The organism is Actinoallomurus sp. CA-142502 (genome assembly GCF_050936355.1).
Lineage (GTDB): Bacteria > Actinomycetota > Actinomycetes > Streptosporangiales > Streptosporangiaceae > Actinoallomurus > Actinoallomurus iriomotensis.
Window position 1 is genome coordinate 7982948 of record NZ_JBNJMY010000001.1, and the last position, 25577, is coordinate 8008524.

Consider the following 25577-nt stretch of genomic DNA (forward strand, 5'->3'; position numbering starts at 1 on the left):
TTCCAGACGAGGGCCGTTCAGGGGTGGCTACTGGATGTTCAGCCTGATGGGATGTGTCGGATCCGCCGGGCAGGTGAAGATGCGGAGTTCGCCGAAGCGGCCGACGTCGATGTCCGGGCCGTCGTTGCTGCTCTCCATGGTCAGGAACAACCGCATGCGGGTGCCGCAGGAGCAGTCGATGGGGATCAGGTCCGTGAGGTGCCAGCTCGGCCATCCTCCGATCTTCCAGCCGCCGCGACACGCCAGTCCGCGGTCGTACTCGACGCCGTGTTTCTCCGCCCAGCGGCAGCCCTCGTCGTACAGGTTCGCCGGTAGTTCGTCCACGGCCGGCAGGTCTGTGATCCGCACCGGGTCGAGCGTGCAGGGCCTCGGGAGGTAGCAGTCGTCGGCGCGGTCCGGCTTGGGCGGGTTCAGCGTCGTCGTGACGGCGGACGACGAGCGGTGGCGCACTTCGACCGTCGGGCCGTAGTAGCCGGGCTGGCCGGGAGGTTCGCTGTGGTCGTTGGGGCACCACAGCACCTGCAGGACGTCCATCCCGGCCGGCCAGTGGTCGCCGGGTGCGTCGCGGGCGTACAGCTGAAGGACCGGCACCATCGGGACCGCCGGTCCGGACGTGTCCCGCACCCCGCGTGCTCTCTCCCACGCGACGGTGTCGAGCGCTCCCGCGCCGGCCATGATGCGGTCCATGGCCCGGGCCTCTTCCTCGGTGATCTCGTACGCCCGGTGCGGGTTCCGGCGATGCCGCTCCTTCATGTCACGGTCGATGCGCTGCCAGGTCTCGCGTTCCTCGTCGGTGAGCTTCTCCCGCACCACCATCATGTGGGGCGTCCGGCAGAGCGGCCACGGTTCGTCCCGCGGCCACAGCAGTGGCCCACCGACCGAGCCGTCCTGGACACCGGGCGTACCCGCGGCCGGTCTCAGCAGCGACGCCGAGCGGGCGTACGGCGCGAAGGCGGGCACCTCGGCGATCAGGGACTCAGCGGATACGGGCAAGACAACACCTTCCAACGATCTGGGCGGCCCGGCCGCGGCGGCCAGGCGATGGCGGCACGCCGGACGCTTCGTCCATGATCGTAGAGCGCCTGGTCGGTGCCCGGCAGAACGATCCGGACGGCCGACCGCTCCTGACCGGTGGCCCGGTCGTCGCCGTGCTCCGATCGCGCCCACGGCGCGGTCGGCCCTGCCGTGGTTCCAGGGACCGGCACCATGACCGCCGTACGAACCGGAGAAAATCGCAGAAAGTAGTCACGAGACCACGGCGGGCTGCGATCATGGACGCCGACGGGACATCGGGGAGCGGGTCCTACTCACGTGAAAGGACCACCGAATGCGGCGAACCCTCCGTGCCGTCGGCTGTGTCGTCGCCCTGGTGGGCACGACCCTGGCGGCCGCTCCGCGACCGGCACGGGCCGCCGATCCGCTGCCTCCGGGGCACTGGTCGGCCACCTGGCAGGACGAGTTCGACGGCTCCACGCTGGACGGGTCGAAGTGGACCACCTGGAGCGCGTCGTACTCCGACGCCTGCCGGGGGAACAAACCCGACCACAAGCTGGAGTACAACCTGCCGGGAAACCTGTCCGTGGCGAACGGCCGGCTGACGATCACGGCACGGCGACAGGCGCACACCTCGCCGGGCGGCACGTCGTACGGCTGGACGTCGGGGCTGGTCGCGACCGGCGACTCCTGCGGCCATGATCCCTCCGGAGGCGCCTTCGTGAAGAAGGGCGACTACATCCAGATCCGCACCAGGCTTCCCGGGCGGATCGGCATGTGGCCGGCGTTCTGGACCTGGAACGCGGGCGGCAACGAGGTGGACGTCTTCGAGTACCACCCCGACAACCCGCGGATCCTGGAGCTGACCAACCACACCGGAGGCGGCGCCGCCGACTACCACCAGACCGGCTCCGACGTGTCGGCGGGCTGGCACTACATCGGCGCCTACCTCGGCGCTTCCAGCGTGGACTGGTACTACGACGGCAAGCTCCTCCACTCCGACGGGCGCGGCTTCGACAGCGACGGGGCGTACCTGATCGTCGACCTGGCCGTCGCGGACGGGCACTACCACGACGCGCCGCCCTCGGACGTGGACTCCGCGCAGATGCTGGTGGACTCGGTGAAGGTGTTCCGCAGCTCCTGACCGGACGCCCGACGTGGTGAGGAGGCCCCGCTGGGCCATACGGGGCCCCTCACCAGCTGTCAGCCCAGCTTCTGCCGGGCGGTCCGCTATGCCGCGGAGGCGAAGGCGTCCACCTGTGCTCTGGTCACCGCGCCCTGCATGAAGACCACGCCGACGTAACCGTTGCCGACCACCCAGGTGCGCCGGCTGTTCGACGATGAGGGGGTCAGCAGGGCGGAACGCGGGCCGGCCCCGAGTGACGGCGACGGCTTCTCTGGGAAGGTCAGGGTGTTCCCCGGTAGGTCGCCCTGGCCTCGTCGCAGCCGCCCACCGGACCGGTGCCCAGCGCCGCCTGCCGGGACCGGCCGTCGCCGTCGGCCGCGGTGTCGCCGGTCATGCATTGCGTTTCTCGCGTCGGCCGCGGGCGGTAAGACGGCGATGCGCTCTCCTGAAGAATTCCGCCTGCGGGTCCAGGAACAGCGTCGGCGAGCCGACCTGGACGGCGACTTCGGGCGTGGTCAGTCGGCGGTGAGGATCCGGTTGACCGGTCGTGGCGGGCCGAGGCTGGTGGGAGTGGTGGCGGGGCGCAGGTACTCCTCGCCGGCGGGCCAGCGGGCGACGTGCTGGCCGCCCGTTTCGGGGTCGTAGGCGATGTAGGTGATCTCGTCGATGTCGACGGAGAACAGGGTGAACCGGCCGACGACCGGTTGCCAGCCGAGCCGGGACGCCACGGCATCGGCGTACCTCCGCAGCGTCGGCGGGCTCGTCTCCTCCCGTACGCTTCCGCGCAATTTGAGCTCGGGTGCGGGCTCTGGGCCGGTGATGATGCTGTGGAGCAGGATCCGCCGGTCGCGGTGCAGGTCGCGGGCCTTGGTGGAGGCCGACATCATCGACAGCCACAGGTCGCCGTCCATGACCAGTGGCTCGGCGCCGCTGATGCGCGGCGTGCCGTCACGGCGGGTCGTGCCCACCAGCAGCGCGCCCGGCCTGATCAGTTCGTCGTGGGCGACCGCGCCGAGGGCGGGCTGGCTGGCTGTCATCTCCGACCATCTCATCCCCTCGGCCTACCACCCGCCACTGACAAGCGCACCGCCATAGCCGATCTCATGGAGTCCGGCGGATGACACATGACGGCGGGCGGAATGCTCTTCTCGAGTTCGACGCCACCCACGCCGTGAAACCGCCGTTCGTCTTCGGCGTCACCGGACTGTCCCGGCTGCGTGGCCCCGAGCCCCCTCGGATCGGACGAGCCGCCGGCGGGCCCGGCCGCCCGGATGCACGCCGCGAGGGTGGCCTTCGCCACCACCGGCCGCCGGGCCGCCATGCGCAGCGGCGGTGAAGGGAGCGTGATGGACGACCCTCACGGTGAGGAAGGTTCAGAACCGATCCCCGGGCGGGGTGTACGGGACGTCCGCCGGGTCACGGTGTCGGAGCGTGGTCACGATGCGGAGTCCATCGGAGGTGAACCTGCCGGCCCGCCTGCTGTCGCAGGAGCGCGAGGCGCGGCGGGATCTTGTCGGTGCGCGCGGCCGGGGGCTTGCGGTCGCCGGCACGGAATTGGATCGGCCACTCCGCGCCCTCGCCCCGGTACTCCTGTTCCGCCGCGGCGTGCAGCGTCCACTGGGGGTCATAGAGGTGGGTCCGGCCCAGGGCGCACAGGTCCGCCCGCCCGGCGAGCAGGATGGAGTTCACGTCGTCGTAGGAGGAGATGGCGCCCACGGCGATGACCTTGACACCCGCCGGCGCGGCGACGAGCTGGCGGATCCGGTCGGCGAACGGGGTCTGGTAGGAGCGGCCGAACGCCGGCTTCTCCTCCTTCGTCACCTGTCCCGATGACACGTCGATGGCCGCGGCTCCGTGCTCGACGAAGGCTCGGGCGATCTCGACGGCGTCCTGCTCGGTGTTGCCGTCGGGCACCCAGTCGGTCGCCGAGATCCGGACCGTCACCGGGATCCGCTCGGGGACGGCCGCGCGGACGGCGTCGAAGACCTCCAGGGGAAACCGCAGCCGGTTGGCCGGCGAACCGCCGTACTCGTCGGTGCGCCGGTTGGCCACCGGCGAGAGGAAGGAGGACAGGAGGTAGCCGTGTGCGGCGTGGACCTCGATGAGGTCGAAGCCGGCGGCGACGGCGCGGTGCGCGGCGGCGACGAAGTCGGCCACGATCTTGTCCAGGTCGTCGCGGCCGGCCATGCGGGGCAGGTGGCAGCCCTCTCCGTAGGAGAGGGCGGACGGGGCGATGACCTCCCAGTTGTCCTCGGTGAGGGGCTGGTCGATGCCCTCCCACATCAGCCTGGTGGAGCCCTTGCGCCCCGAGTGGCCGAGTTGGACGCCGATCTTCCCCGTCGTCCGCGAGTGCACGAAGTCGGTCACGCGACGGTAGGCGTCACGCTGCTCGTCGTTCCACAGACCGGTGCAGCCGGGGGTGATCCTGCCTTCCGGGGAGACGCAGACCATCTCGGTCATGACGAGTCCGGCGCCGCCGAGTGCCTTGGAGCCCAGATGCACCAAGTGGAAGTCGCCGGGCACGCCCTCCTCCGCCGAGTACATGTCCATCGGCGACACGATGACCCGGTTCTTCAACCGCAGGGGCCCGATGTCGACCGGCTGGAACATCGCGGGAGCGGCCTGGTCGGCCCCGGCCGCCTCCGCGAACGCCGACCCGACGCGGCGCGCGAACTCCGGGTCGCGATCCTTGAGGTTCTCGAAGGTGATGCGCCGGGAGCGGGTCAGCAGATTGAAGCAGAACTGGACGGGGTCCTGCCCGGCGTACATGCCGATGTTCTCGAACCACTCCAGTGAGGCCTGCGCCGCGCGCTGGGTCGACTCCACCACCGGCTTCCGCTCGGCCTCGTAGGCATCGAGCGCCTCGCCGAGCGACGGATGCTCGTGCAGGCACGCCGCCAGCGCCAGGGCGTCCTCCATCGCGAGCTTCGTACCCGACCCGATGGAGAAGTGCGCGCTGTGGGCGGCGTCCCCGAGGAGAACGACGTTGCCCTCGTGCCAGCGCCGGTTGCGGACGGTCGTGAAGCTGAGCCATTTGGAGTTGTTCGTGAGCACCTCGTGGCCGGCGAGTTCGCCGGCGAAGATCGTCTTGATCTTCTCGACCGCGTACTCGTCGGATGCTCCGGGCGGGAACGGTTCGCCCTCGGTGGCGTCGAATCCCGCGCGGCGCCAGACGTCCTCGTGCATCTCGACGATGAAGGTCGATCCGCTCGCGGAGTAGGGGTACCCATGGATCTGCATGGTGCCCCACTCCGTCTGCTTGACGAAGAACTGGAAGGCCTCGAACACCAGGTCCGTACCCAGCCAGATGTACTTGTTCCGGCGGTGGTCGAGCGAGGGCGCGAAGGAGTCCGCGTACTTGGTCCGGATGCCGGAGTTGACGCCGTCGGACGCCACGACGAGGTCGTAGGACGCGCGCAGCTCGTCTGCGTCGGGAGCCTCGGTCTCGTAGTGGACGGTCACGCCCAGCTCCGCGGCGCGCCGCTGCAGCAGGTGCAGGAGCTCCTTGCGGCTCATGGCCGCGAAGCCCTGCCCGCCGACCGTGAAGGCGTGGCCGTTGAACTCGATGTCGATGTCGGTCCAGCGGGCGAAGTGGCGGGCGATCTGGTGGTAGATGACCGTGTCGGCGTTCTCGATGCCTCCCAGCGTCTCGTCGGAGAAGACGACGCCGAAGCCGAAGGTGTCGTCGGGGGCGTTGCGTTCCCAGACGGTGACCTCGTGGCTCGGGTCCAGCTGCTTCATCAGGGCGGCGAAGTAGAGACCACCGGGGCCGCCGCCCGCGATCGCGATCTTCAAAGGTCTCCCCTCCCGGCGCAGGCGGCCGTGTCGCCCGCCTGTTCCTCTTCGATGAGCCTCCGCAGGACGAAGTGCTGCAGTTTTCCGCTGGGGTTGCGCGGGAGGGACGCGCGGAAGCGGATGTCGCGTGGGTACTTGTACGGCGCCAGTTGCTGCTTGACGTAGTCCTGGATCTCCTTGGCCTTCGCCGCGTCACCTTCGGCGCCGTCCGCCAGCACGATGAAGGCGCACACGATCGATCCCCGCTCGGCGTCGGGCTCGGCGACGACCGCGGACTCCATCACGTCCGGGTGGGTGTTGATGGCCGCCTCGACCTCCGGGCCGCCGATGTTGTAACCCGAGGAGACGATCATGTCGTCGGTGCGCGAGCAGTAGTAGAAGTAGCCGTCCTCGTCCCGATAGAAGGTGTCACCGGTGACGTTCCAGCCGTCGACGACGTACGCCGCCTGGCGGTCGTCGTCCAGGTAACGGCAGCCGACCGGACCGATCACGGCCAACCTGCCCTCGACACCGGGAGACAGTTCCTCGCCGGCCGGCCCGAGGACCGTCGCGCGGAAGCCGGGGACCGGCTTCCCGGTCGCGCCGGGGCGGATGTCGTCGCCGGCCGCGGAGATGAAGATGTGCAGCAGTTCCGTGGCGCCGATGCCGTCGACGATCCTGAGCCCGATGGCCGCCTCGACCTCCTCCCAGACACCCTGGGGGATGTGCTCGCCCGCGCTCACCGCGACGCGGAGCCCGCGCAGCTGGTCGATCTTGCCCGCCCTCAGCATCTGCCGGTAGGCCGTCGGAGCGGTGGCCAGCACCGTGACCCCGTGCTCCTCGACGATGTCCGCGAGCCGGGTCGGTGTCGCGCTCTCGACGAGGAACACGCAGGCACCCGCCCGAAGGGGGAAGACCACGAGCATGCCGAGGCCGAAGGTGAACCCGATGGGGGCCGTGCAGGCGACCACGTCATCGGCGGTGAGCCTGAGGATCCCCCGGCCGAATGTGGCGTCGATGGACAGGACGTCACGGTGGAAGTGGGCGGTGATCTTGGGGGTGCCGGTGCTGCCCGAGGTGGGCCCGAACAGGGCGACGTCGTCGGCGGCGGTGAGGACGTTGGTGAACACCCCCGGTTTGGCCGCGCAGCGAGCGAGCAGGTCGTCGTCGCCGGAGCCGCCGAACGGCACCACCGCCAGGCCGGGGGCGTGGGACCCGCGTACGGCCTCCACATCCGCCACGAACCGATGGTCGACCAGCGCGATCGCCGGCCGGGACCTGGTGACCACGGGGGCGAGGTCGCGGGCACGCAGCGCCGACATCGTCGTGACGGCGATGCCCCCGGCCTTCAGCACACCGAGCCAGCAGGCCACCATCCAGGGATTGTTGGGGGACCGGAGGAGTACCCGGTTGCCGGACACGAGGCCGAGGTCCTCGACGAGCACCTGGGCCACCTGGTTGGCGCGCCGCCGCAGGTCGCCGTAGGTCCACGTCTCCCCCGCGTCGGTGCGGATCGCCGGCCGGTCGGAGCCGAAGGCCGCGACCGCGGCGTCGATGAGCTCGCCGGCCGCGTTGAGGCGGTCCGGGTACCGCAGGAGGTCGGTCGTGAACTCCAGCCGCGGCCACTGCTCCAACGGCGGCAGGTGATCGCGGGCGAAGGTGTCCGTGTGGAACGTGGGTGAGAGCCGCATCGGAGGCCCTCCCGCAGTCGCAGAGGTAGGAGGAGCACCGTCAGGAGGCACGGATCATGCCTTCCTGGACGACCGTGGCCAGGTGCTGCCCGTCACGGGTGAAGAAACGCCCGTGGCCGACGCCGCGCCCGGAGCCGGCGGCACCGGCCTCCTGCGCGTAGAGCAGCCAGTCGTCGAGGACGCCCTCGCCGGGGACGCGGTGGAACCACATCGCGTGGTCCAGGCTCGCGGTGACCAGGCCGGGCTTGGCCCACGGCAGGTCGAGCACCCGCAGGACCGGTTCGAGGATGGTGTAGTCGCAGACGTAGGAGAGGGCCGCCAGGTCGCGCTGGGTCCGGGTCAGGCCCTCGACCGGGCGCAGATCGTCGTACGGCTTCACCCAGACGGACTGGTACGGCGCCCGCTGCCCGTCCACGGTCAGGTAGACGGGTCCGGGCACGTGCCGCATGTCGAAACCGCGTCCGCCGCTCCAGTACGCCTTCGACTCCTCGGTCATCGTGCCGCCGGAGAGCCGCTCGAGGTATTCGGCGGAGGTGGGCAGCGTCGCGGGATCGGGGACCTCGGGGGGCCGTACGGCGAGGGTCCCGCCGGGCTCACCCGCGGCGAAGGACGCGAGCGCCACATAGACCGGCTTGCCGGACTGGTAGGCACGGACCTGCCGCGTGCCGTAACCGCGGCCGTCCCGGAGCAACTCCACCTCGTAACGGACCTCGGCTCCGATGTCGACCGGGCGCATGAAGTAGGAGTGCATGGAGTGCAGCGTCTTGCCGCCGTCCGGTCCCTCCGGAACGGTCCGCATCGCGGCGGCGGCGGCCGCGGCCACCAGGTCGCCGCCGTACGCCTTGGGCCAGGGGCAGGGCTGGGTCACCCCGGTGTAGGCCACGTCGTAGTGCCGCGGCTCGACCTCGTTCAGGGCCACGGCGGCCGTGAACACCGCGGAAGTGGGCACGGAGCCGTGCCGGACCGGGGCCGTCACGGCCGCTCGATCCAGTCGATCAGCGCCTCGTCCGCCACGTCGGCGAAGTTGACGACGATGTTGTCGGGCGTACGCGTGGTCATCCAGGTGAGAGGACGGTTGCGGTCCAGATTGCACTCCACGTGCGGCATGAAGGGCGGGACGAAGACCCAGTCCCCCTCCTCCATGTCGAGGTAGTCCTCGTACTTCGAGCCGAAGTAGATGCGGGCCCGGCCCGACAGGACGTACCCGCCGGTCTCGGCCTCGCCGTGGTGGTGAGGGACCGAGCGGTAACCCGGGTCGTTGTGGACCTTGCCGAACCAGATGCGGGTCGCGGGCGTGTGCTGGGGACTCACGCCGGAGATCCGCGAGGCGCCCTCCGACTGACCGGTCAGCTCGGACTCCAGCCCTCCCCTCGTGACGACGGGGACGACCAGACCGCTCTCGGTGGCGTACATCGAGTTGTCCCCTTCGAGGCGGAAGTTACTGAGGTCTCCCTCGGACGGCCGCATGCGCGCCTCCTAGTCGTTGAGGATGTGGCCGGCGCGGCTCAGGCCGCAGCGGACCACCTCGCCCCAGGGAGCCGCGATCGTCGTCCCGGCGGCCACCCGGCATATGCCGTTTTTTTCACGCACGTCATATAAAGTCAATACCCAAGGCTGCGGCGGCCCGAGCGGCCGACGGCGCGCGGCCCGAGACCCGACGGAGGCGCGATGAGCCCGATCCCTGTCAACCCCGATGCCCTGCCGGCCCCCAGCGGCTACTCGCACGGAACCCTCGTCGGCAACACGCTGTACCTGGGCGGCCAGACCGCGCTCGACAAGGACCTGAAGATCGTCGAAGGCGGGATCGTCGAGCAGTTCCGTCAGGCCTTCGGCAACGTCCTCACCACACTCCGGGCGGCGGGCGGGCGGCCGGAGGACCTCGTCAGCGTCACGCTGTACCTCACCGACATCCCCGACTACCAGGCGCACGGCAAGGAGATCGGCCGCGTCTGGCGCGAGCTCGCCGGGCCCGTCTATCCGGCCATGGCCGGCATCGGCTGCACCGGCCTGTGGCAGCCGGAGGCGATGATCGAGATCCTGGGCGTCGCCGTCATCCCCGAGGAGCGGCTCATCAAGCCGTGAAACCGATGGCGGGCGGCGCGGTACTCCCCGCGCCTCCCGCCGTCGTCGCGCCCGGCCTCTGCGCCTAACGCCGCCCGGCCGTCGCGGCCCGGCCGCTGTTCTCCTCGATCACCGAGCTCGCGAAGCGGTGCGCGGGTTCGGTCAGCCTGTCCTTCAGCTCGTCGAACAGGGCGGCCGCGCGCACTCCGGGCCAGTCGCGCGGCAGGAGCTCCGGCGGCAGCCCCGGATCGAGGAAGGGCAACCGCCGCCACGCGGTCAACGCCCGCACATAGTCCTCGAACGCCTCCGCGTCTCCGCCCGCGTCATCCCGCAGCCAGCGTTCCAGCACCGCGTCGAAGGAGCCCAGGAACTCGGCGTAGAGCCGCCGCAGCCCCTCCAGATCCCACCACCGGCCCACCAGCTCGGCGACGTCCCCGAACGCCAGGTAGCCGGCGTCGAACAGATCAACGTACTCCGACAGCTCGTGGCGCTCCAGCACCTCGCGGGTCTCCTCGTACAGGTAGCGAGGGGCGATCCACACTCCCGACGTCGTCGTGCCGAAACCCAGCCAGCTCAGCCGCGAGCGCAGCACGTGGCGCTGCTGCCGCTGCGACTCGGGAACGCTGAAGACCGCGAGCAGCCACCCGTCCGCCAGTTCGGCGCGCCGACGGCCGAAGATCCGCCGATCTCCCTCATCCAGGATCCCCCTGGCCTGCCGGGACAGGCTGTACCCGGCCGAACCGTCCACCTTTCGCGCCTCCAGCAGGCCCCGGCGCTTCAGCCGGGAGATGGCCGAGCGCACCGACGGCGCGTCGACCTGAAGCCGCCCCATCAGCTGGATCAGTGCGGACACGCTGATCCAGCCGCCGACGTCGCGCGCGTACAGCCCGTAGATCGTGACAATGAAGGCCCGGGGCTGCGTCGATCTGGGCTCCGTCTCTTCGGTCGCGCCGCTCAACGTCGTCACGTGGACACGATAACGCCGCCCACGAGGCCGTCCGGGGGCCCGCACAGGCAGAATCGAGCGCATGAAATACGTGCTGCTCATCTGCGACGACGAGACGGTCTCGCCGAGCAACGAGGAACTCGCGGCGGATCCGGTGCACCAGGCGTGGCTGGCGGATCTGGACCGGCGGGGCGGGGCGCTCGTCGGGGCGCGGTTGCGGCCGGTGGTGGACGCGACCACGGTCCGGGTCCGGGACGGCGAGACCCTGGTCTCGGACGGGCCGTTCGCCGAGACCAAGGACTTCGTCGGCGGCTTCGTGATCGTCGAGTGCGCGAACCTCGACGAGGCGATCGCGATCGCCTCGGGCCATCCGTACGCGCGCTGGGGCGGTGTCGAGATCCGCCCCGTCTGGGAGTGACCGCGTCCCGCGACCGGGTCCGGGCGGCGGTCGACGCGGCGTTCCGGGACGAGTGGGGCCAGGTGGTGGCGACCCTGATCGGCTTGACGGGCGACTGGGATCTGGCCGAGGACTGCGCACAGGACGCCATCGCCGCAGCGCTGGCGACCTGGCCACGCGACGGCGTGCCGCGCCGCCCGGGCGCCTGGCTCACCACCGCGGCCCGCAACCGCGCGACCGACCGGCTGCGCCGTGACGCCGCCGGCGCGGCCAAGCTGCGTCAGCTCGCGGTCCTGGCCCGCGACCCGGAGGAGCCGCCGTCCTCCGGAGAGATCCCGGACGAGCGGCTGCGGCTGATCTTCACCTGCTGTCATCCGGCACTGCCGTTCCCGGCCCGGGTCGCGCTCACGCTGCGTACGCTGGCCGGCCTGAGCACCGCCGAGATCGCCCGGGCCTTCCTGACCGCCGAGCCCGCGATGGCACAGCGCCTGGTCCGGGCCAAGCGCAAGATCGCCGAGGCCGGCATCCCGTACCGCGTACCGCCGGCCGGGCTCCTCCCCCGGCGGCTGGCCGCCGTTCTCGCGGTGCTCTACCTGATCTTCAACCGGGGCTATGACGAGGAGGGCACCGGGCGCACCCTGACGGCCGAGGCCATCCGGCTGGCGCGTCTCCTGGTGCGGCTCATGCCGGAGGAACCCGAGCCGCGCGGGCTGCTCGCGCTGATGCTGCTGCACGAGGCCCGGCGCGCGACCCGTGTCGACGACGGCGTGCTGGTCACGCTGGAGAACCAGGACCGGTCCCGGTGGGACCGGGGGCTGATCGCCGAGGGAGTGGCGACGCTCGACCAGGCGCTGGCCACGCGGCGCGTCGGGCCGTACCAGGTGCAGGCCGCGATCGCCGCCTGCCACGCCACCGCGCCGGACGCGGCGGGCACCGACTGGCCGCAGATCGCGATCCTGTACGGCGAGCTGGCCCGGCTGGCGCCGTCCCCGGTCGTGGACCTCAACCGCGCGGTGGCGGTCGCGATGGCGGACGGCATCCCGGCCGGCCTGGCCCTGGTCGACGAGCTCGCGGCGTCCGGCCGGCTCGACGGCTACCACCTGCTGCCCGCCACCCGGGCCGACCTGCTGCGCCGGGACGGCCGGGCCGCCGAGGCGAGGACGGCGTACGAGGAAGCGCTGAGGCTGGCGCCGACCGAGGCCGAGCGCCGCTACCTGACCGGCCGGCTCGAAGAACTCTGAGATTTCTTCGCGCCGATGTCGATCCGGGCCGCCCGCCTTCGTCGGTGGGGCGAAAGCCACCGAAGACGAGGGGAAACCTCATGCACACCGACACCACCGCGCCGGCCCCCGAGATCACCGATCGAGCCGGCTACCAGGCCGAACTGGACGCCCTGCGGGTCCGGGAGAAGGCGCACACCCACGAAGGCGACGCGATCGCGGCGGCCCGCCGGCGGCTGCCGATGGTGGAGGTCGACGCCGCCGCCGAGCTGATCGGCCCGGACGGCCCGGTCACGCTGCTGGAGACGTTCGAGGGGCGCCCGCTACTGATCGCCTACTTCCAGATGTGGCACACCGGCCACCCGGCCGCCGAGCAGTGCCCGGGCTGCACCTTCTTCAATAGTCAGGTGCGGGAGCTGTCCTACCTGCGGGCCCGCGGCGTCACCTACGCGACGTTCTGCCAGGGCCCGTACGAGGAGAGCGTCCGCTACCGCGACTTCATGGGCTGGGACGTGCCCTGGTACTCCGCGGCGGGCTCCGCCGAGGCGCTGATGGCGAGGCGGGGCCCGTTCATGCTGGCGTGCTACCTGCGGCAGGGCGAGCGGGTCTTCGAGACCTACTGGACCACCGGCCGCGGCGTCGAGGCGATGGACCAGACCTACGGCCTGCTGGACCGCACCGTGTACGGGCGGCAGGAGCCGTGGGAGGACTCGCCGACGGGCTGGCCGCGGATCACCGGCGACTACTCGCGGACGAACGGACGCCCCACCGCCCAGTTGGCCCGCCTGGAGGCCGGACACCGCGACGACCTGGCGGGCGGGCACTGACCGAACGACACGAAGGGCCGGCCACCGTCCGGTGGCCGGCCCACGGCGGTCAGCGTGCGCGCTCGTACGGGATCTTCTCGCCGGCCTTGATCGCGATCGGCAGCCGGTTCTCCGGAGGCGGCAGCGGGCAGGTGGCGAACCCGGTGTAGGCGCAGGGCAGGTTGACGGCCCGGTTGAAGTCGAGGGTCACGGTGCCGTCGGCGCCGGGTGCCTCGACGAGCAGTTCGCGGCACGCGGCGTACGTGGTGACGCCCGAGGTCGCGTCGGTGAACAGCACGAGCAGGCCGCCGGGCGGCCGGCCGGGGAACGCGGTGAGGCTCAGCGCCCGGCCCTCCAGCTCGACGTCGATCCGGCCCGGCGCCTCGTAGACGTGCCGCAGGCCGTCGACCACGGCGCCGACCGTCGTCGGCCGCGGCTCGTCGAACGCGACATAGCGGCCCGGCACGACCCAGCGCGGGTCGGGTTCGTACGCGGGGGTGCCGCGGTAGCCGGTCCGCAGCGGATGGTCCGGGTGCCGCGGCCGTACGATGTCGTGCCCGCCGCGCCTGGCCACCTCGATCACCGCGTCGCCCCACGTGACGGTGACGCCGTCGCGCTCGGCCGACATTCCGAAGCGGTGCTCGCCGCGGACCGGCGAGCCGTCCACCACGAGCTCCTCACCCTCGCCCAGAGCCACGACCACCCCGTCCGGTCCGGTCGACCAGGCGCCCGGTGCGTCGTCGAACCGCTCCGGTTCCTCGGTCAGCCAGTGCAGCCCGGTGATCGCGAGGAACCCGTGCGGATCGGCACGGGCCGACTCGTGCCCGCGGTGCCAGTCGTGCCACTCGCGAACGAAACGCTCCGTGTCGGTCGCGGTGCGCGGAAAGGCCATGGGACACCCCCTCCTTCGTGGCGCGTGCCCCCGGCCGGGGACGGCCGGGTGTCCACGATGTGGACGTCCTCCGGTTGTACACCGTTCCAGGCCGGCCGAGGAACAGCGACGGCACCGCGCACGGGTGCGGCGCGCCCCCTCGTGGGACGCGCCGCACCTTCTTCCAGGGACTCAGCCCGCCGCGTTGAACACCACGTGGCCGGAGCCGGTCTCGTACACCGTGTGGCCGTCCTTCTGCCCGGCGTACCGGGCGTCGCCGGCGACCTTCACCTTGCCGGTGGTGGGCAGGTCGATCTCGGCCTGGACGTTGACCGGGACGTCGGCGGTCAGGGTGAGGTGGCCGTCCTTGTGCACCCAGGACACCTTGACGTCGCCGCGCTGGGTCGGGATCGTGCCGGACGCCGAGGTCAGGCCGGACGCCGGCGGGCGGATGCGGATCCGTGCGGCGCCCGGGGCGGTGACGGTGACGCCGAGCAGGGTCTGCTGCACGTCGATCACCGGGGACGCGCCCCAGCCGTGCGAGAGGCTGTCGCCGGTCTGGTCCGCCTCCCACGACTCCCACGTGAACGTGCCGCCGGAGGCCAGGATCTTGCCGTAGCCGATGCCGTTCGGGTCGGTGAGGCGGGTGACGAACGCGTCCGGGCGGCCGGCCAGGGCGGCCATCAGCCAGTGGACGGTCATCGGGGACATCTGCAGGCCGAGTCCGGCCACGTAGTCGGTCACCTTGGGGTCGGAGGTGAGACCGAACGCGACGGCGTAGGCGTTGGCGATCTGGGAGGCGTGCGTGCTCGGCGAGCCGTCCGCCTCCAGGCCGTCGATGTAGACGCCGTCCGAGCGGCGCAGCTTCCCGTTGATCGCGGTGGTGAGGGTCGCGGCGTCGCGCTGGTACGCCGAGGCGTCCTTGCCGAGCGCCTGGGCCGCCCTGGCGGTGGAGTTCAGCAGGTCGACCGCGAGCTCGTTGACGGTCGTACGGGCGGTGGCGTCCGTGTCGTAGCCGTAGCGGTTCGGCCAGTCGATGATGCCGTTCAGGTACGCGCCGGAGCCGCCGGCCAGCTTGGTGACGAGGCCGGTGGACGGGTCGACGTAGCGGCGGACGTAGTCGGCGACGGCGCTCATGACCGGATAGGCGGCGCTGAGCGTGGACGTGTCACCGGACTGCAGGTAGTACTCCCACACCCAGCTGGGGAACATCTCGGTGTAGTCCGGGATGTCGCGTTTGCCGTCGCCGTTCGGGTAGACGGCGTTCAGCCGCCCGTCCGGCCAGTAGCGCGCCTGGGAGGCGATGAACTCGCGGATCGCCTTGCGGGTCAGGCGGCGTTCGCCCCAGCCGGACATGGTGGCGAGGGAGACGTCGACCGAGTCGCCGAGGAACTGCCCCTTCTCCCGGGTCGGGGTGTCGAGGAACTGCTCCTGCGAGTCGTACAGGGCCGACCGCTGCATCAGGTCGTACGCCGCGTCCACGCCGCTGTTGGAGGTGTGCAGCCGGGCCTGGGACGGGACGTCGGTGTACTGGACGATCGCGCTGATGTCCTCGGCCGGGACGTCCGCGTTGATCTGCAGGTAGCGGAAGCCCTCGTAGGTGTAGTACCGCACCGTCTGGTCGCCGTCCCGCTCGGTGTAGCGGTACGTCAGGTCGGTGCTCTGGTTGTCCTTCTTGGAGTTGGACACCGTGCCGTCGCCGTTCAGCAGGTAGCCGGCCGTCATCGTGACGGCCGTCCCCTTGGCGCCGTCGCGGAGGCGGACGACGGGCACGGCCGGGATGATCTTGCCGAAGTCGGCGACGACCGCGCCGGACGACAGCTTCGTGACCCGGACCGGGCTCACCGTCCGGCGGTCCAGCGCGGACTCCTGGCCCTGCAGGTGGGTGAAGACGCCCGCCGGATGCGCGCCGACGACCTGCGGCGCGGCCCAGGAGGACTCGTCGAAGCCGGGCCGGTCCCAGCCGGTCGGCTCGGCGGTGCCGTCGATGTCCTCGATGTAGTCGCGGCCGTCGCCGTTGCGGTAGGAGGCGGTCTTCCAGTTGGCGCGGGTGACCTTCCAGGAGCCGTCGGTGACGACGACCTGGCGGGTGCCGTCGGCGTGGTCGACGACGATCCTCATGAGCAGGCCGGGTTCGCCGGACGGGCGTCCCTGGCCGGCGCCGTACCAGTGGTAGAGGGCGCCGACGGCGGCCGGCTTGCCGGCCTTCAGCAGGCCGGTGACGTCGACGGCCTTGTAGTAGCCCTCGCCGGGATAGGAGTACGCCGCGCCGCGGTCCACCAGCCGCCCGTTGACGTGCAGGTCGTACTGCTGGCTGGCGGCGACGTAGACGCGGGCCCGGGTGACCGCGCCGGACCCGACCGTGAACTCCTTGCGGGCGTAGGTGTAGTCGTCCTTCTCCGCCGTCGTGCGGCGGATCCAGCTCGCCTGCCAGTCGGCGTCCGCGATGCCGGTGTCGAAGGCGGCGGACCGGGCCCAGGGCGACGCCTTGCCGGCGCGGTCCCAGGTGCGGACCGTCCAGGTGAAGCTGCTCCCGTGTGCCAGGTCGCCCGGCCCGGCGACGTACGACTCCTGGGAGGAGGCGACCTTGCCGCTGTCCCAGACGGTCTTGTTCCCGTCGGAGACCTTTATCTCGTAGGCGGTCTGGATCTCGCCGGGGTCGACGTCGCGGGGCAGCCAGCCGAACGCCGGGCTGCCCTCGACGTCCAGTGGCCGGGCCTGGTCGCCCACGGTCAGGCCGGTCGGCGCCAGCGGGGCGTGGTCCGCTCCGGCCCAGGCGGGGGCGGGCATCAGCGCGGCGACCGCGGTGGTCGCGGCGCCGGCGGCGGTCAGGGCCGCGAGGAAACGGTTCCTCATCGTGTTCTCCTTCAGGAGTGGAAGGTCCAGGTGCCGGATCCGACGTTGTGCACCTGGCCGGAGCCGGGGATGTGCACCTCGGCGGTGCTGCCCGGCGGCACGGTGACGGTCAGGTCGACGTGGTCTCCCTTCTTGGTCCAGTCCGTACGGACCTGGCCGTACGGGGTGCGGTAGGCGCCCGCCGCGTGGGTGAGGTCGCCGACGGCGGCCGGGGCGATCCGGAGGTGGCGGTAGCCGACGGAGTCGGCGGTCTGCTGGATGCCGGCGAGGTGCCCGGTGAACCAGGCGTCGATCGCGCCGAGCATGAAGTGGTTCTGCGAGGAGTTGCCGGCCATGCCGTCCCACGCCTCGCCGAGCGAGGTGGAGCCGCTGAGGACCTGGGCGCCGTAGCTCGGCGCGGTCGTCTGGGACGCGAGGTCGTAGACGACGTCGTCGCGGCCGGCCGCGGACAGCACGTCGATGACGGCGGGCAGGCCGATCTCGCCGACGGTGAGGTGATCGTCCTTCGCGCGGATGCTCGCGATGAGGTGGGCGAGCACCGCCGCGTGCTGGTCCTGCGGGACGATGCCGATCCGCAGGGCGAGCGCGTCGGCCGCCTGGCTGCCGGTGGCGTACGTGTGGGCGCCGGCGTCCAGGTACTTGGCGTTGATCGCCGCGCCGACCTTGTCGGCGAGGGCGCGGTAGCGCTTGGCGTCGGACCTCTCGCCGAGCACGGTGGCGATGTCGGCGAGGTCGCCAGCGAGCTGGGCGTAGGCGATGGAGCCGACGTACTCGCGCGGGGTGGTGGTGTCCAGGGCGATCCAGTCGCCGAGGCCGGTGGGCAGCAGCCCGCCGCTGGACTTGGAAGTGAGGTAGTCCAGGTAGCGGCGCATGTTCGGGTAGTACGCGCGCATCGTCTGGGTCTCGCCGTAGGTGCGGTACATCAGCCAGGGCGCGCGGATGAGCGTGCCGCCCCAGTTCGCGTCGTCGCGGTAGCCGGTGTCCCATTCGGAGAACTCGGCGTACTCGGGGGCGACGTCGGGCACCATGCCGTCCGGCAGCTGCGCGTCGGCGACGTCCTGGAGGATCTTCCGGTAGTAGGCCTCGACGTCGTAGCCTGCGGCGACGGAGCCGAACACGAGGTTGTCCTGTTCGAGCCAGCCGAGCTTCTCCCGGTGCGGGCAGTCCGTGAGGACGGAGTACATGTTGCTCTGGATCGCCCGGTCGATGATGCCGTGGATCCTGTTGATGAGGTCGTTGGAGGAGGAGAACGATCCGACCGCGTCGTTGGCGGTGCGCAGCACGATCGAGCTCGCGTCGTCCCTGGTCGGCTTCGACGTCAGGCCGGTCACCTGCAGGTAGCGGAACCCGTGGTACATGAACCGCGGATGCCAGACCTGCGGGCCCTTCCCGTCGAGGGTGAGGGTGTCGTGGACCGGGCCGATGAACGTCGACTGCGTCATGGTGCCGTCGGACTTCAGCTTCTCGGCCGGCCACATCTGGATCTTCGTTCCGGCCGGGCCGTCGGCGCGCAGCCGCGGCCAGCCGGCGGCGTTGACGCCGAAGTCGAAGACGTACGTGCCGGACCGCGGTTCGGTGACCGCGACGGGCTTGAGGGTCTGCACCGGCTCGATCGGCGGAGCGGTGCGGCCCTCGATCCGGGCGCCCGGCACGGGTGAGCCGGTCACCTGCGCGGCGTCCCAGCCGGTGAGGGCGGTGCCGGGGGTGTCCCAGCCGGCCTGGGCGCGGCGGGCGTCGTAGTCCTCGCCGCCGTACCAGTTGCTGAAGGTGGTGGGGCCGAGCGTGGTGCGCCAGGACCCGTCGGTGGCGACGGTCTGGCGGCTGCCGTCCGCGTACCGGATCTCCAGCTGGGCCATGAGGCGGGGCGCGCCGTTCTGGGCGTCGAACTTCTGGTAGCGCTTCGTGTCGTCGGGGGTCTTGTTGACGTCGAAGGTCCCGGTGCCGAGGGCGGCGCCGATGCGGTTGCCGCCCTGGCGCAGCAGGCTCGTCACGTCGTACGTGGAGGCGACGAGCCGGTGGCGGACGTCGGTGTTGGGCGGTTCCAGGACGGCGTCGCTCACCGCCTCGCCGTTCAGCGTCGCGTCGTACACGCCGACGCCGGTGATGTAGAGGCGGGCGGCGCTGACCCGCCGGTTCACCGTGAAGTCGTGGGCGAACAGCGGGAGGGCCGCGGGCTGGTCGTGCAGGGCGGTCGGCGGGTTCTGGTAGGTCAGCCTCGTGACCTGCGTCAGCGCGTCGGCGCTGGTGCCGGTGTCGATGGCGAGGTCACGCGGCCAGTTCACCGTCGAGGCGAACTGCGTCGTGGTGTCGTCGCGGGGGTAGAGCAGGACCTGGTCGAAGTGGCGGACCTGCCCGAGGTCGAGCGTCAGCGTGATGGGGTGCGCCGACACGTCCCGGGTCGGGTGCTCGGCGCTGCGGTAGCCGTACGGGGCGCGGCGGGAGGAGGCCGACCCGTCGGTCAGGTACTCCGGCTTCCACTCCCCCGCCGCGTCGTCGGACTCCGACGCGGTGACGGTCGCGCCTCGGGCGAGGTCCGTGCCGGGCGCGGTGCTGTCGACGACGGCCATCTCGGCGAGTTCGAGGCGCAGCTTGAGGTCGGCCGAGGAGGGGTCGACGGTCGACCCCTCGAGATGTGTGACGTCGAGCCGGACGTAGCGGGCGTCCTGCGCCTTGCTCAGCTTGATCGTCATGGGGTGCGGGGTGTTCTGGGCGGTCTCCCAGCCCGGGTTGCCGACCCACTTGGCCGACCAGTCGCCGGCCGACAGCAGCCCGGTGGACCACGTGGCGGGCGCGCTCCACGGGGAGGCCCCGCCGTGCGTCCAGACGCGGACGCGCCAGTACACCTGCGTACGGCTGCCCACGCGGCGTCCCTTGTAGTCGACGCGCTGGTCGGCGGAGGCGACGCGGCCGCTGTCCCACAGGTCGGGATGCCTGAGCCCGTCCGCGCTGGTCGCGGCCTGGATCTCGTACACGGTCTGCGTCACGTCACTGCCGGTGGCGGTGATCTGCCAGCTCAGCGGCGGGGTGGTGTCGTCGATGCCGAGCGGGGCGGTGAGGTCGGCGGCGCGCAGGCCGGTGACCCCGACGGACTCGCTCGCCGCGGCGGGGTGCGCGGCGAGCGTGCCGAGGGCGAGCAGGAGCGCGAACGCCGAGGCGCCGCGGCCGATGCGTCTCATCACGAGTTCTCCAGAGGCGGGGAGGAACGGGACCCCGCCCGTACGAGCGGGGCCCCGTTCGGGTCACTTCGAGGTGAAGGTCCAGGTGCCGGAGCCGACCTGGCGCACCTCGCCGGAGCCGGGCACGTGCACCTCGGCGGTGCTGCCGGGCGGCACGGTGACCTTCAGGCGGATGCCGTCGTCGGTCTTCGTCCACTCCGACCGGGCCTCGCCGTACGGCGTCCGGTAGACGCCTTCGGCGTGGGTCAGGTCGCCGACGACGGACGGGGCGATGAGCAGCTTGCGGAAGCCGGTCGAGCCGGGCGCCTGCCGGATGCCGGCCAGGTGGCTCGTGAACCACGCGTCGATCGAGCCGAGCATGAAGTGGTCCTGCGACTGGCCGCTGCCGCCGTCCCAGCTCTCGCCGAGCGTGGTGTTGCCGTGCACCACCTGGTAGCCGAGGCTCGGGCTGGTCGTCTGCGTCGCGACCTTGTAGATCACGTCGTCGGGCAGCACGCGGAACACACTGGGCAGCGAGATCTCACCGAGCTGCAGGTGGTACCCGGCCGACTCGACGCTGGAGACGAGGTGGCTCCGCAGCCGCTCGCGCTGGTCGGCCGGGACGGCGCCCATGTCGAGGGCGAGCGCCTCGGCGCCCTGGCCGCCGCCGGCGAACGTGCCGGTGTCCGGGTCGTAGTACTTGTCGGCCAGGGCCTTGGCACTGGCGTCCGCCTTGGCCCGGTACGCCGCCGCGTCATCGGTCTTGCCGAGCACGCCGGCGATCTTGGACATGGTGTCCAGGACCCGCCAGTAGCCGTACGTACCGGAGACGAACTTCGGGAACGTCCTGTCCGGGGTGTACCAGTCGCCGAGGCTGTAGTCGGTCAGCCCGTCCACCGCGCGGGCCTCCAGGTAGGAGGCGTACTTCCGCATCTGGGAGTAGTACGTGGCCATCGTGCCGGCGTCGCCGTAGGTCTCGTACAGGTCCCAGGGCACGACGACGAACGCGCCGCCCCAGTTCGGGTCGTCGCGGTACGCGCCGGCGAGCACCGTGTAGTCCGGCACCGTGGACGGGATCAGGCCGGTGCCGGTCTGGGCCTCCGCCATGTCCCGTACGACCTTGCGCAGCTGCGCGGACATGTCGTAGTTGGCGGCGAGGGAGCCGAAGACGAGCTGGTCCTGCTCCAGCCAGCCGAGCTTCTCCCGGCTCGGGCAGTCGGTGAGGATGCTCTGCATGTTGTTCTCGATCGCCCGCCGGATCAGCGTGTGGATCCCGTTGATCACGTCGTTGGACGAGGAGAACGACCCCGCCGAGGCGTTGTCGGCGTGCAGCGCCAGGCCGCGGACGGAGACGGTCGCGCCGTCGGGCACGCCGCGCAGCTCGACGTAGCGGAGCGCGTGGTAGGAGAAGTGCGGGTGCCACGTCTCCGGGCTGTCGGTCCTGGTCGTGTACTCGTCCCAGATCGGGGCGCCGACGTTGCTGGTCGACTGGTTCGCGCGGCCGTTGGTGAGGCTCTCGGACGGGTACATCCGCACGGTCGTCCCGGCGGGCGCCTGGATGGTCAGCTCGGGCCAGCCGGCGATGTTCCGGCCGAGGTCGAAGACCTGGTAGCCGTCACCGGACCCGACCTTGGCGCCCTGGAGGGTCTCCTGGACGCGGACCGGGTCCTGGATACGGCCGGTCAGCGCGCCCCCCGGGCTCGGTACCGCGATCGGGTGGTCCCAGTCCTGCCGCTTGGCGCCGGGGCGCTCCCAGCCGGTCGGCTCGCGACGGGCGTCGAAGTCATCACCGCCGTACCAGTTGGAGAAGGTCGTCCCGCCGAGCGTGGTCTGCCAGTCGGTGCCGCTGACGACGCGCCGCACGCTGCCGTCCGCGAGGGTGACCTCGAGCTGGGCGATCAGCTCCGGGTCGGTCTGGGTGAGCGCGAACTTGCGGTACCGGTCGACGGTGGAGATGACGTTGGCGGTGCCGTTGCCGAGCTTCATGCTGATCGCGTTGTCGCCCTTGCGCAGCAGCTTCGTGACGTCGTACGTCGCGTACGGCACCTGGTCGGTGACGTCGGTGTTGCCCGGTTCGAGCACGGCGTCGCCGACCTTCTGGCCGTTCAGCCCGGCCTCGTAGACGCCCTCACCGGCGACGTACAGGCGGGCGGAGCGGATGCCGGACGGCAGCGAGAAGTCCTTCGCGAAGATCGGCATCGCCTCGGGGACCGGCGACCGCGGCGCCTCCTGGCCGGTGACGGTCTGCCGCGTCGTGAACGGCCCGTTGGCGTCGTCGGCCGTCGAGACCGAGTAGTCGACGGGCGCGAACGGGACCTTGTCGCCGGCCGCCGGGACGTCGGTGCGCGGGAAGAGCAGCACCTGGTCGAACGTCCTGGCCGACTTCAGGTCGACGGTCAGCGTGATCGGCTTGGCGGAGGCGTCGGCGGAGGTGTACGCCGAGCTGGACCAGCCCGCGAGCTCCTGGTTGGTCGTCTCGGTGCCGTCGGTCAGATACTTCGGCAGGTACTTGTGGTTGACCTGGTTACCGGTGTCGTTGCTGGTGACCGTCATGCCGGCGGCCAGGTTCGTCCCGGAGGAGTCGCGGACCTCCAGCTCGGCGAGCTGCAGCCGGTAGGTCTTGTCCGGCAGGTTCTCCACCAGCGGCAGGCCGAGCCTGGTCACGTCGAGCCGGACGTACCGGGCGGTCGTCTCGGGCAGCTTCACCGTGATCGGGGTGGGCTGCTTCTCCTTGAACCGCCAGTCCGGATGGGTGATCCACTGGCCGGACCAGTCCTTGGCCGAGGTCAGGCCGGTCTCGAACCAGGCCGGCCGGCTCCAGTCCGACACGCCGCCGGGCGTCGTCCACACGCGGACCCGCCAGTAGACGCGGGTGCGGCTGCCGAGCGCCTTCCCCGCGTAGTCGACGCGCTGGCCGCCGGAGGCCACGCGCTTGGTGTCCCACAGGTCGGGCCGGTCGAATCGGTCGGGGCTGGTCGCGGCCTGGATCTGGTACGCCGCCTGGGTGACGTTCTGGCCCGTGTCGCCCAGTCGCCAGGTCAGCGGCGGGGTGGTGTCCTCGATGCCAAGCTGCTCGGTGAGGTCTCCGGCGCGCAGGCCGGTGACGGCCGGGCCGCCGGCGGCGACGGCGGGCACCGCCGTCGCCGCGCCGACCGTGGCGACGATCGCGGTCACGGCGGCGAGCCGCCGCAGGGGTGTGCCGGTCACGAGGTCCTTCCTTCGGCGTGCAGCGCCGCGACTTCGGCGGCGCTGAGGGCGTGGTCGTAGACGCGGAAGTCGTCGACCTGCCCGTGCAGGTAGGGATGACTGCTGTTCTGCGAGCGGCCGAGGTAGTTCAGCTGGGTGGCGCCGAGCAGCAGCGGGCTCATCACGAGCGCGTCGTTGCGGCCGGTCTCCGCGCCGTCGAAGTAGAGCACCGCGGAGCCGCCGGCGATGGTGACGGCCACGTGGGTCCAGGCGCCGGCCGGGATCGGGCCGGCGGCGTCGACGTAGTCCTCGGCGGCCATTCCGGCGATCTTCATGGCGAAGCGGGCCTTGCCCAGACCGGTACGAACGGTGAGGAACATGTAGGTGTTCTTGTGGAAGCCCAGGTCGAACACGCGGGCGGAGTTGGCGAGCTCCTCCGGGTTCACCCAGGCGGTGACGGTGAGGGCGGACATCCCGCTGATCAGACCGGGCGGCAGGGCGACGTGGCCGCTCTTACCGTCGAGGGCGACCGCGCCGTCGCTCGTCCAGGTCGCGCCGCCGGCGAGCGTGGCGTCCGGCCAGGTCTTCGTGGCGTCCCTGGACGTCGTGCCGCCGCCCTCCGCGAAGGGGTACGAGGCGGTCAGGCGCGGCCGTGCCGGGGCGGGCGGCACCGCCCAGTACACGGTGTAACGCTGGTGCTGGATCTCTGAGAACGGGACGAGGGTGACGCCGGCGCCGTCCGCCGTCGCGGTGAAGGTCAGGCCGGGACCGCCCTTCACCGACTTCGGGTCGATCGCCGGGATCGTGGCCGGCGCGGTGGAGCCGTACCCGCCGGCGAGCACGACCGGGCCGTAGCTGACCGCCTGGACCTGCGGGTTGTCGGGTGCCTTGCGCCAGTCCAGCGCCATGGGCAGGGTCACCTCGACGGTGTCGCCGTCGCGCCAGCGCCGCTCGACGGTGAGGTAGGTGCCGGGCCGGGCCGCCCCGGCGTCCCGGCCGTTGACCCGGACCCGCGCGTGGCGGGTCCAGCCGGGGATGCGGATCTTCATGGCGAACCGCCCCTCGCCGCCGACGGTGAGCCGAGTGGTGTCCTCCCGCGGGTAGTCCGTCTCCTGCCGGACGCGGACACCGCGCTCGGACCAGTTCAGCTCGGACGGGATGAACAGGTTGACGTAGAGGGTGTCGCCGGTGCGGAAGTAGATGGAGTCGGCGAACTTGGTGTGCGTCTCCATCCCCGTGCCGTGGTCGCAGGAGAAGTTGGTGTAGTCGCTGCTGTAGCTGCCCGGGTCGGCGCCGAGCCCGCCCTTCACCTGCCGCTGCGTGCCGGCCCACAGGCCGGTGTAGTACGTGCAGAACCCGTGCGCGGAGTCGGGGTCCTGCTCGCCGAGCATCTGGTTGTACAGGGTCCACTCGTAGTAGTCCATGTACGCCGGGCGCGGGTCGTGGAAGAACAGCAGCCGCGTGAGCTTCAGCATGTTGTAGCTGTTGCAGTTCTCGCAGGTGTTCTCGCCGAGCTGGGAGACGATCTGGTCCGGCGGGCAGAACAGCTCCGCGTTGCTGTTGCCGCCGATGACGTAGCTGTGGTGGTGGACGACCGTTTCCCAGAAGAACCGCGCGATGTCGAGGTAGCGGGAGTCACCGGTGGCCTCGTACTCGCGCACCGCGCCGACGATCTTCGGGATCTGGGTGTTGGCGTGCAGGCCGGCCAGCCGGTCCTGCCCGGCGGCGAGCGGGCCGAACACCGCCTCGTGGTCGAACCGCCGCGCGACGCGCAGGTGCGCCGGGTCGCGCGTGAGCAGGTACAGGTCGGCCAGCACCTCGTTCATGCCGCCGAACTCCACGCGCAGCACGGACTGCATCTGGTCGTGCGTGAGCTCGGACGTGCGGGCGTCGGCCCAGGCGGCCATGCCCTTGAGCACGTCGAGGGCCTGCGCGTTGCCGCTCAGCCGGTACTGGTCGAGCAGCCCCGCCATGATCTTGTGCAGGGTGTAGTACGGGGCCCAGGGACTCCCGCCCGCCTCCAGCTGCTCGAAAACCTTTTCCTCGAAGGCGGACAGATACCCGGCGTTGTAGCCTGCGCCCGACGCCGCCGCCTGGCACTCTGCCAGCTCGGCGACGAGGTAACGGCCCTTGGCGGCGTACGCGTCGTCACCGGTGTTCGCGTGCGCCTGGGCGAGCGCGGACAGCAGGTGCCCGGTGGAGTGGCCGCGCAGCTGCACGTCCGGGGCCTCCCAGCCGCCGCACGCCTCGGCCGTGGACGGCAGGCCGACGTTCAGCCGGAAGGTGTGCAGCAGCCGGTCCGGGTCGACGAACCTCAGGTACGCGCAGGTGCGGACCATGTTGTCGTGGAACCGACCGCCCAGCAGCGCCACGCCGCCGAGCGGGAACGGCGCGACGGACGGCGCCGCCGACGCGACAGCGCCGGCGGTGGCGGCCATGGCCGCCCTCCCCGGTGTGGCCAGGCCGACGGCCGCGACCGCACCGCCCGCCACACC

The 25577-nt window shown here is 71.4% G+C and carries 17 protein-coding genes; 5 read left to right on the top strand and 12 right to left on the bottom strand.

Translation table 11 applies throughout. The features are described 5' to 3' along the window. Nucleotides 1-27 precede the first annotated feature (27 nt). Nucleotides 28-993 (bottom strand): hypothetical protein, encoded by a 966-nt coding sequence (locus ACQEV1_RS37320; RefSeq protein WP_285635804.1) that lies wholly within the window; start codon nt 991-993, stop codon nt 28-30. Nucleotides 994-1327: 334 nt separating this feature from the next. Between ACQEV1_RS37320 and ACQEV1_RS37325 the strand changes: the two genes are divergently transcribed. Beyond that, nucleotides 1328-2137, top strand: coding sequence for a glycoside hydrolase family 16 protein (locus tag ACQEV1_RS37325; protein WP_433400682.1), 810 nt, complete (start codon nt 1328-1330; stop codon nt 2135-2137). A 497-nt stretch (nt 2138-2634) separates the two neighbouring features. Here the strand turns inward: ACQEV1_RS37325 and ACQEV1_RS37330 are convergent, their stop codons facing one another. From ACQEV1_RS37330 to ACQEV1_RS37350, 5 genes are all read right to left on the bottom strand, one after another. Next, nucleotides 2635-3156: a hypothetical protein gene (locus tag ACQEV1_RS37330; RefSeq protein WP_433400685.1), complete on the bottom strand. Its 522-nt coding sequence runs from the start codon at nt 3154-3156 to the stop codon at nt 2635-2637. 379 nt (nt 3157-3535) lie between these two features. Further along, nucleotides 3536-5914, bottom strand: a complete 2379-nt coding sequence (locus tag ACQEV1_RS37335) for a bifunctional salicylyl-CoA 5-hydroxylase/oxidoreductase (protein ID WP_433400688.1) — start codon at nt 5912-5914, stop codon at nt 3536-3538. After that, nucleotides 5911-7584: an AMP-binding protein gene (locus ACQEV1_RS37340; protein ID WP_433400691.1), complete on the bottom strand. Its 1674-nt coding sequence runs from the start codon at nt 7582-7584 to the stop codon at nt 5911-5913. Before ACQEV1_RS37340 ends, ACQEV1_RS37335 begins: the two co-directional genes overlap by 4 nt. Before the next feature lie 40 nt (nt 7585-7624). Next, nucleotides 7625-8560: an acyl-CoA thioesterase gene (locus ACQEV1_RS37345; protein ID WP_285635797.1), complete on the bottom strand. Its 936-nt coding sequence runs from the start codon at nt 8558-8560 to the stop codon at nt 7625-7627. Next, on the bottom strand, nt 8557-9051 hold the full coding sequence (locus ACQEV1_RS37350; RefSeq protein WP_433400694.1) for a cupin domain-containing protein: 495 nt from the start codon (nt 9049-9051) through the stop codon (nt 8557-8559). The genes ACQEV1_RS37345 and ACQEV1_RS37350 overlap by 4 nt, the downstream gene beginning before the upstream one ends. A 201-nt stretch (nt 9052-9252) precedes the next feature. On the opposite strand from ACQEV1_RS37350, the gene ACQEV1_RS37355 reads away from it, so the two are divergent. Further along, complete coding sequence (locus tag ACQEV1_RS37355; RefSeq protein ID WP_433400697.1) at nt 9253-9666, top strand: RidA family protein; 414 nt, start codon at nt 9253-9255, stop codon at nt 9664-9666. A gap of 64 nt (nt 9667-9730) precedes the next feature. Here ACQEV1_RS37355 and ACQEV1_RS37360 read toward each other — a convergent pair whose 3' ends face one another. Further along, complete coding sequence (locus tag ACQEV1_RS37360; protein WP_433400700.1) at nt 9731-10612, bottom strand: PaaX family transcriptional regulator; 882 nt, start codon at nt 10610-10612, stop codon at nt 9731-9733. Nucleotides 10613-10673: 61 nt separating this feature from the next. Here ACQEV1_RS37360 and ACQEV1_RS37365 point away from each other — a divergent pair, with 61 nt between their 5' ends. The 3 genes from ACQEV1_RS37365 to ACQEV1_RS37375 all read left to right on the top strand — a co-directional run bounded on the left by ACQEV1_RS37365 (nt 10674) and on the right by ACQEV1_RS37375 (nt 13035). Beyond that, nucleotides 10674-11009 (top strand): YciI family protein, encoded by a 336-nt coding sequence (locus ACQEV1_RS37365; protein ID WP_285635789.1) that lies wholly within the window; start codon nt 10674-10676, stop codon nt 11007-11009. Further along, nucleotides 11006-12229: an RNA polymerase sigma factor gene (locus ACQEV1_RS37370; RefSeq protein ID WP_433400703.1), complete on the top strand. Its 1224-nt coding sequence runs from the start codon at nt 11006-11008 to the stop codon at nt 12227-12229. The genes ACQEV1_RS37365 and ACQEV1_RS37370 overlap by 4 nt, the downstream gene beginning before the upstream one ends. A gap of 80 nt (nt 12230-12309) precedes the next feature. Beyond that, the gene (locus tag ACQEV1_RS37375; protein ID WP_433400706.1) at nt 12310-13035 is read left to right on the top strand and encodes a DUF899 family protein; all 726 of its coding nucleotides are present in this window, start codon (nt 12310-12312) and stop codon (nt 13033-13035) included. Between the two features lie 49 nt (nt 13036-13084). Here ACQEV1_RS37375 and ACQEV1_RS37380 read toward each other — a convergent pair whose 3' ends face one another. The 5 genes from ACQEV1_RS37380 to ACQEV1_RS37400 all read right to left on the bottom strand — a co-directional run bounded on the left by ACQEV1_RS37380 (nt 13085) and on the right by ACQEV1_RS37400 (nt 25520). Further along, a complete protein-coding gene (locus tag ACQEV1_RS37380) occupies nt 13085-13906 on the bottom strand; it encodes a DUF1684 domain-containing protein (protein ID WP_285635784.1) in 822 nt (273 codons plus the stop codon). 171 nt (nt 13907-14077) lie between these two features. Then, nucleotides 14078-16741, bottom strand: a complete 2664-nt coding sequence (locus tag ACQEV1_RS37385) for a family 78 glycoside hydrolase catalytic domain (RefSeq protein ID WP_433400709.1) — start codon at nt 16739-16741, stop codon at nt 14078-14080. An 11-nt stretch (nt 16742-16752) separates the two neighbouring features. After that, nucleotides 16753-19917 (bottom strand): family 78 glycoside hydrolase catalytic domain, encoded by a 3165-nt coding sequence (locus ACQEV1_RS37390; RefSeq protein WP_433400712.1) that lies wholly within the window; start codon nt 19915-19917, stop codon nt 16753-16755. Between the two features lie 63 nt (nt 19918-19980). Beyond that, on the bottom strand, nt 19981-23103 hold the full coding sequence (locus ACQEV1_RS37395; protein WP_433400715.1) for a family 78 glycoside hydrolase catalytic domain: 3123 nt from the start codon (nt 23101-23103) through the stop codon (nt 19981-19983). Further along, entirely contained in the window at nt 23100-25520 is a 2421-nt protein-coding gene (locus tag ACQEV1_RS37400; protein ID WP_433400718.1) for a beta-L-arabinofuranosidase domain-containing protein, read from the bottom strand. Before ACQEV1_RS37400 ends, ACQEV1_RS37395 begins: the two co-directional genes overlap by 4 nt. Between the last annotated feature and the right edge of the window lie 57 nt (nt 25521-25577).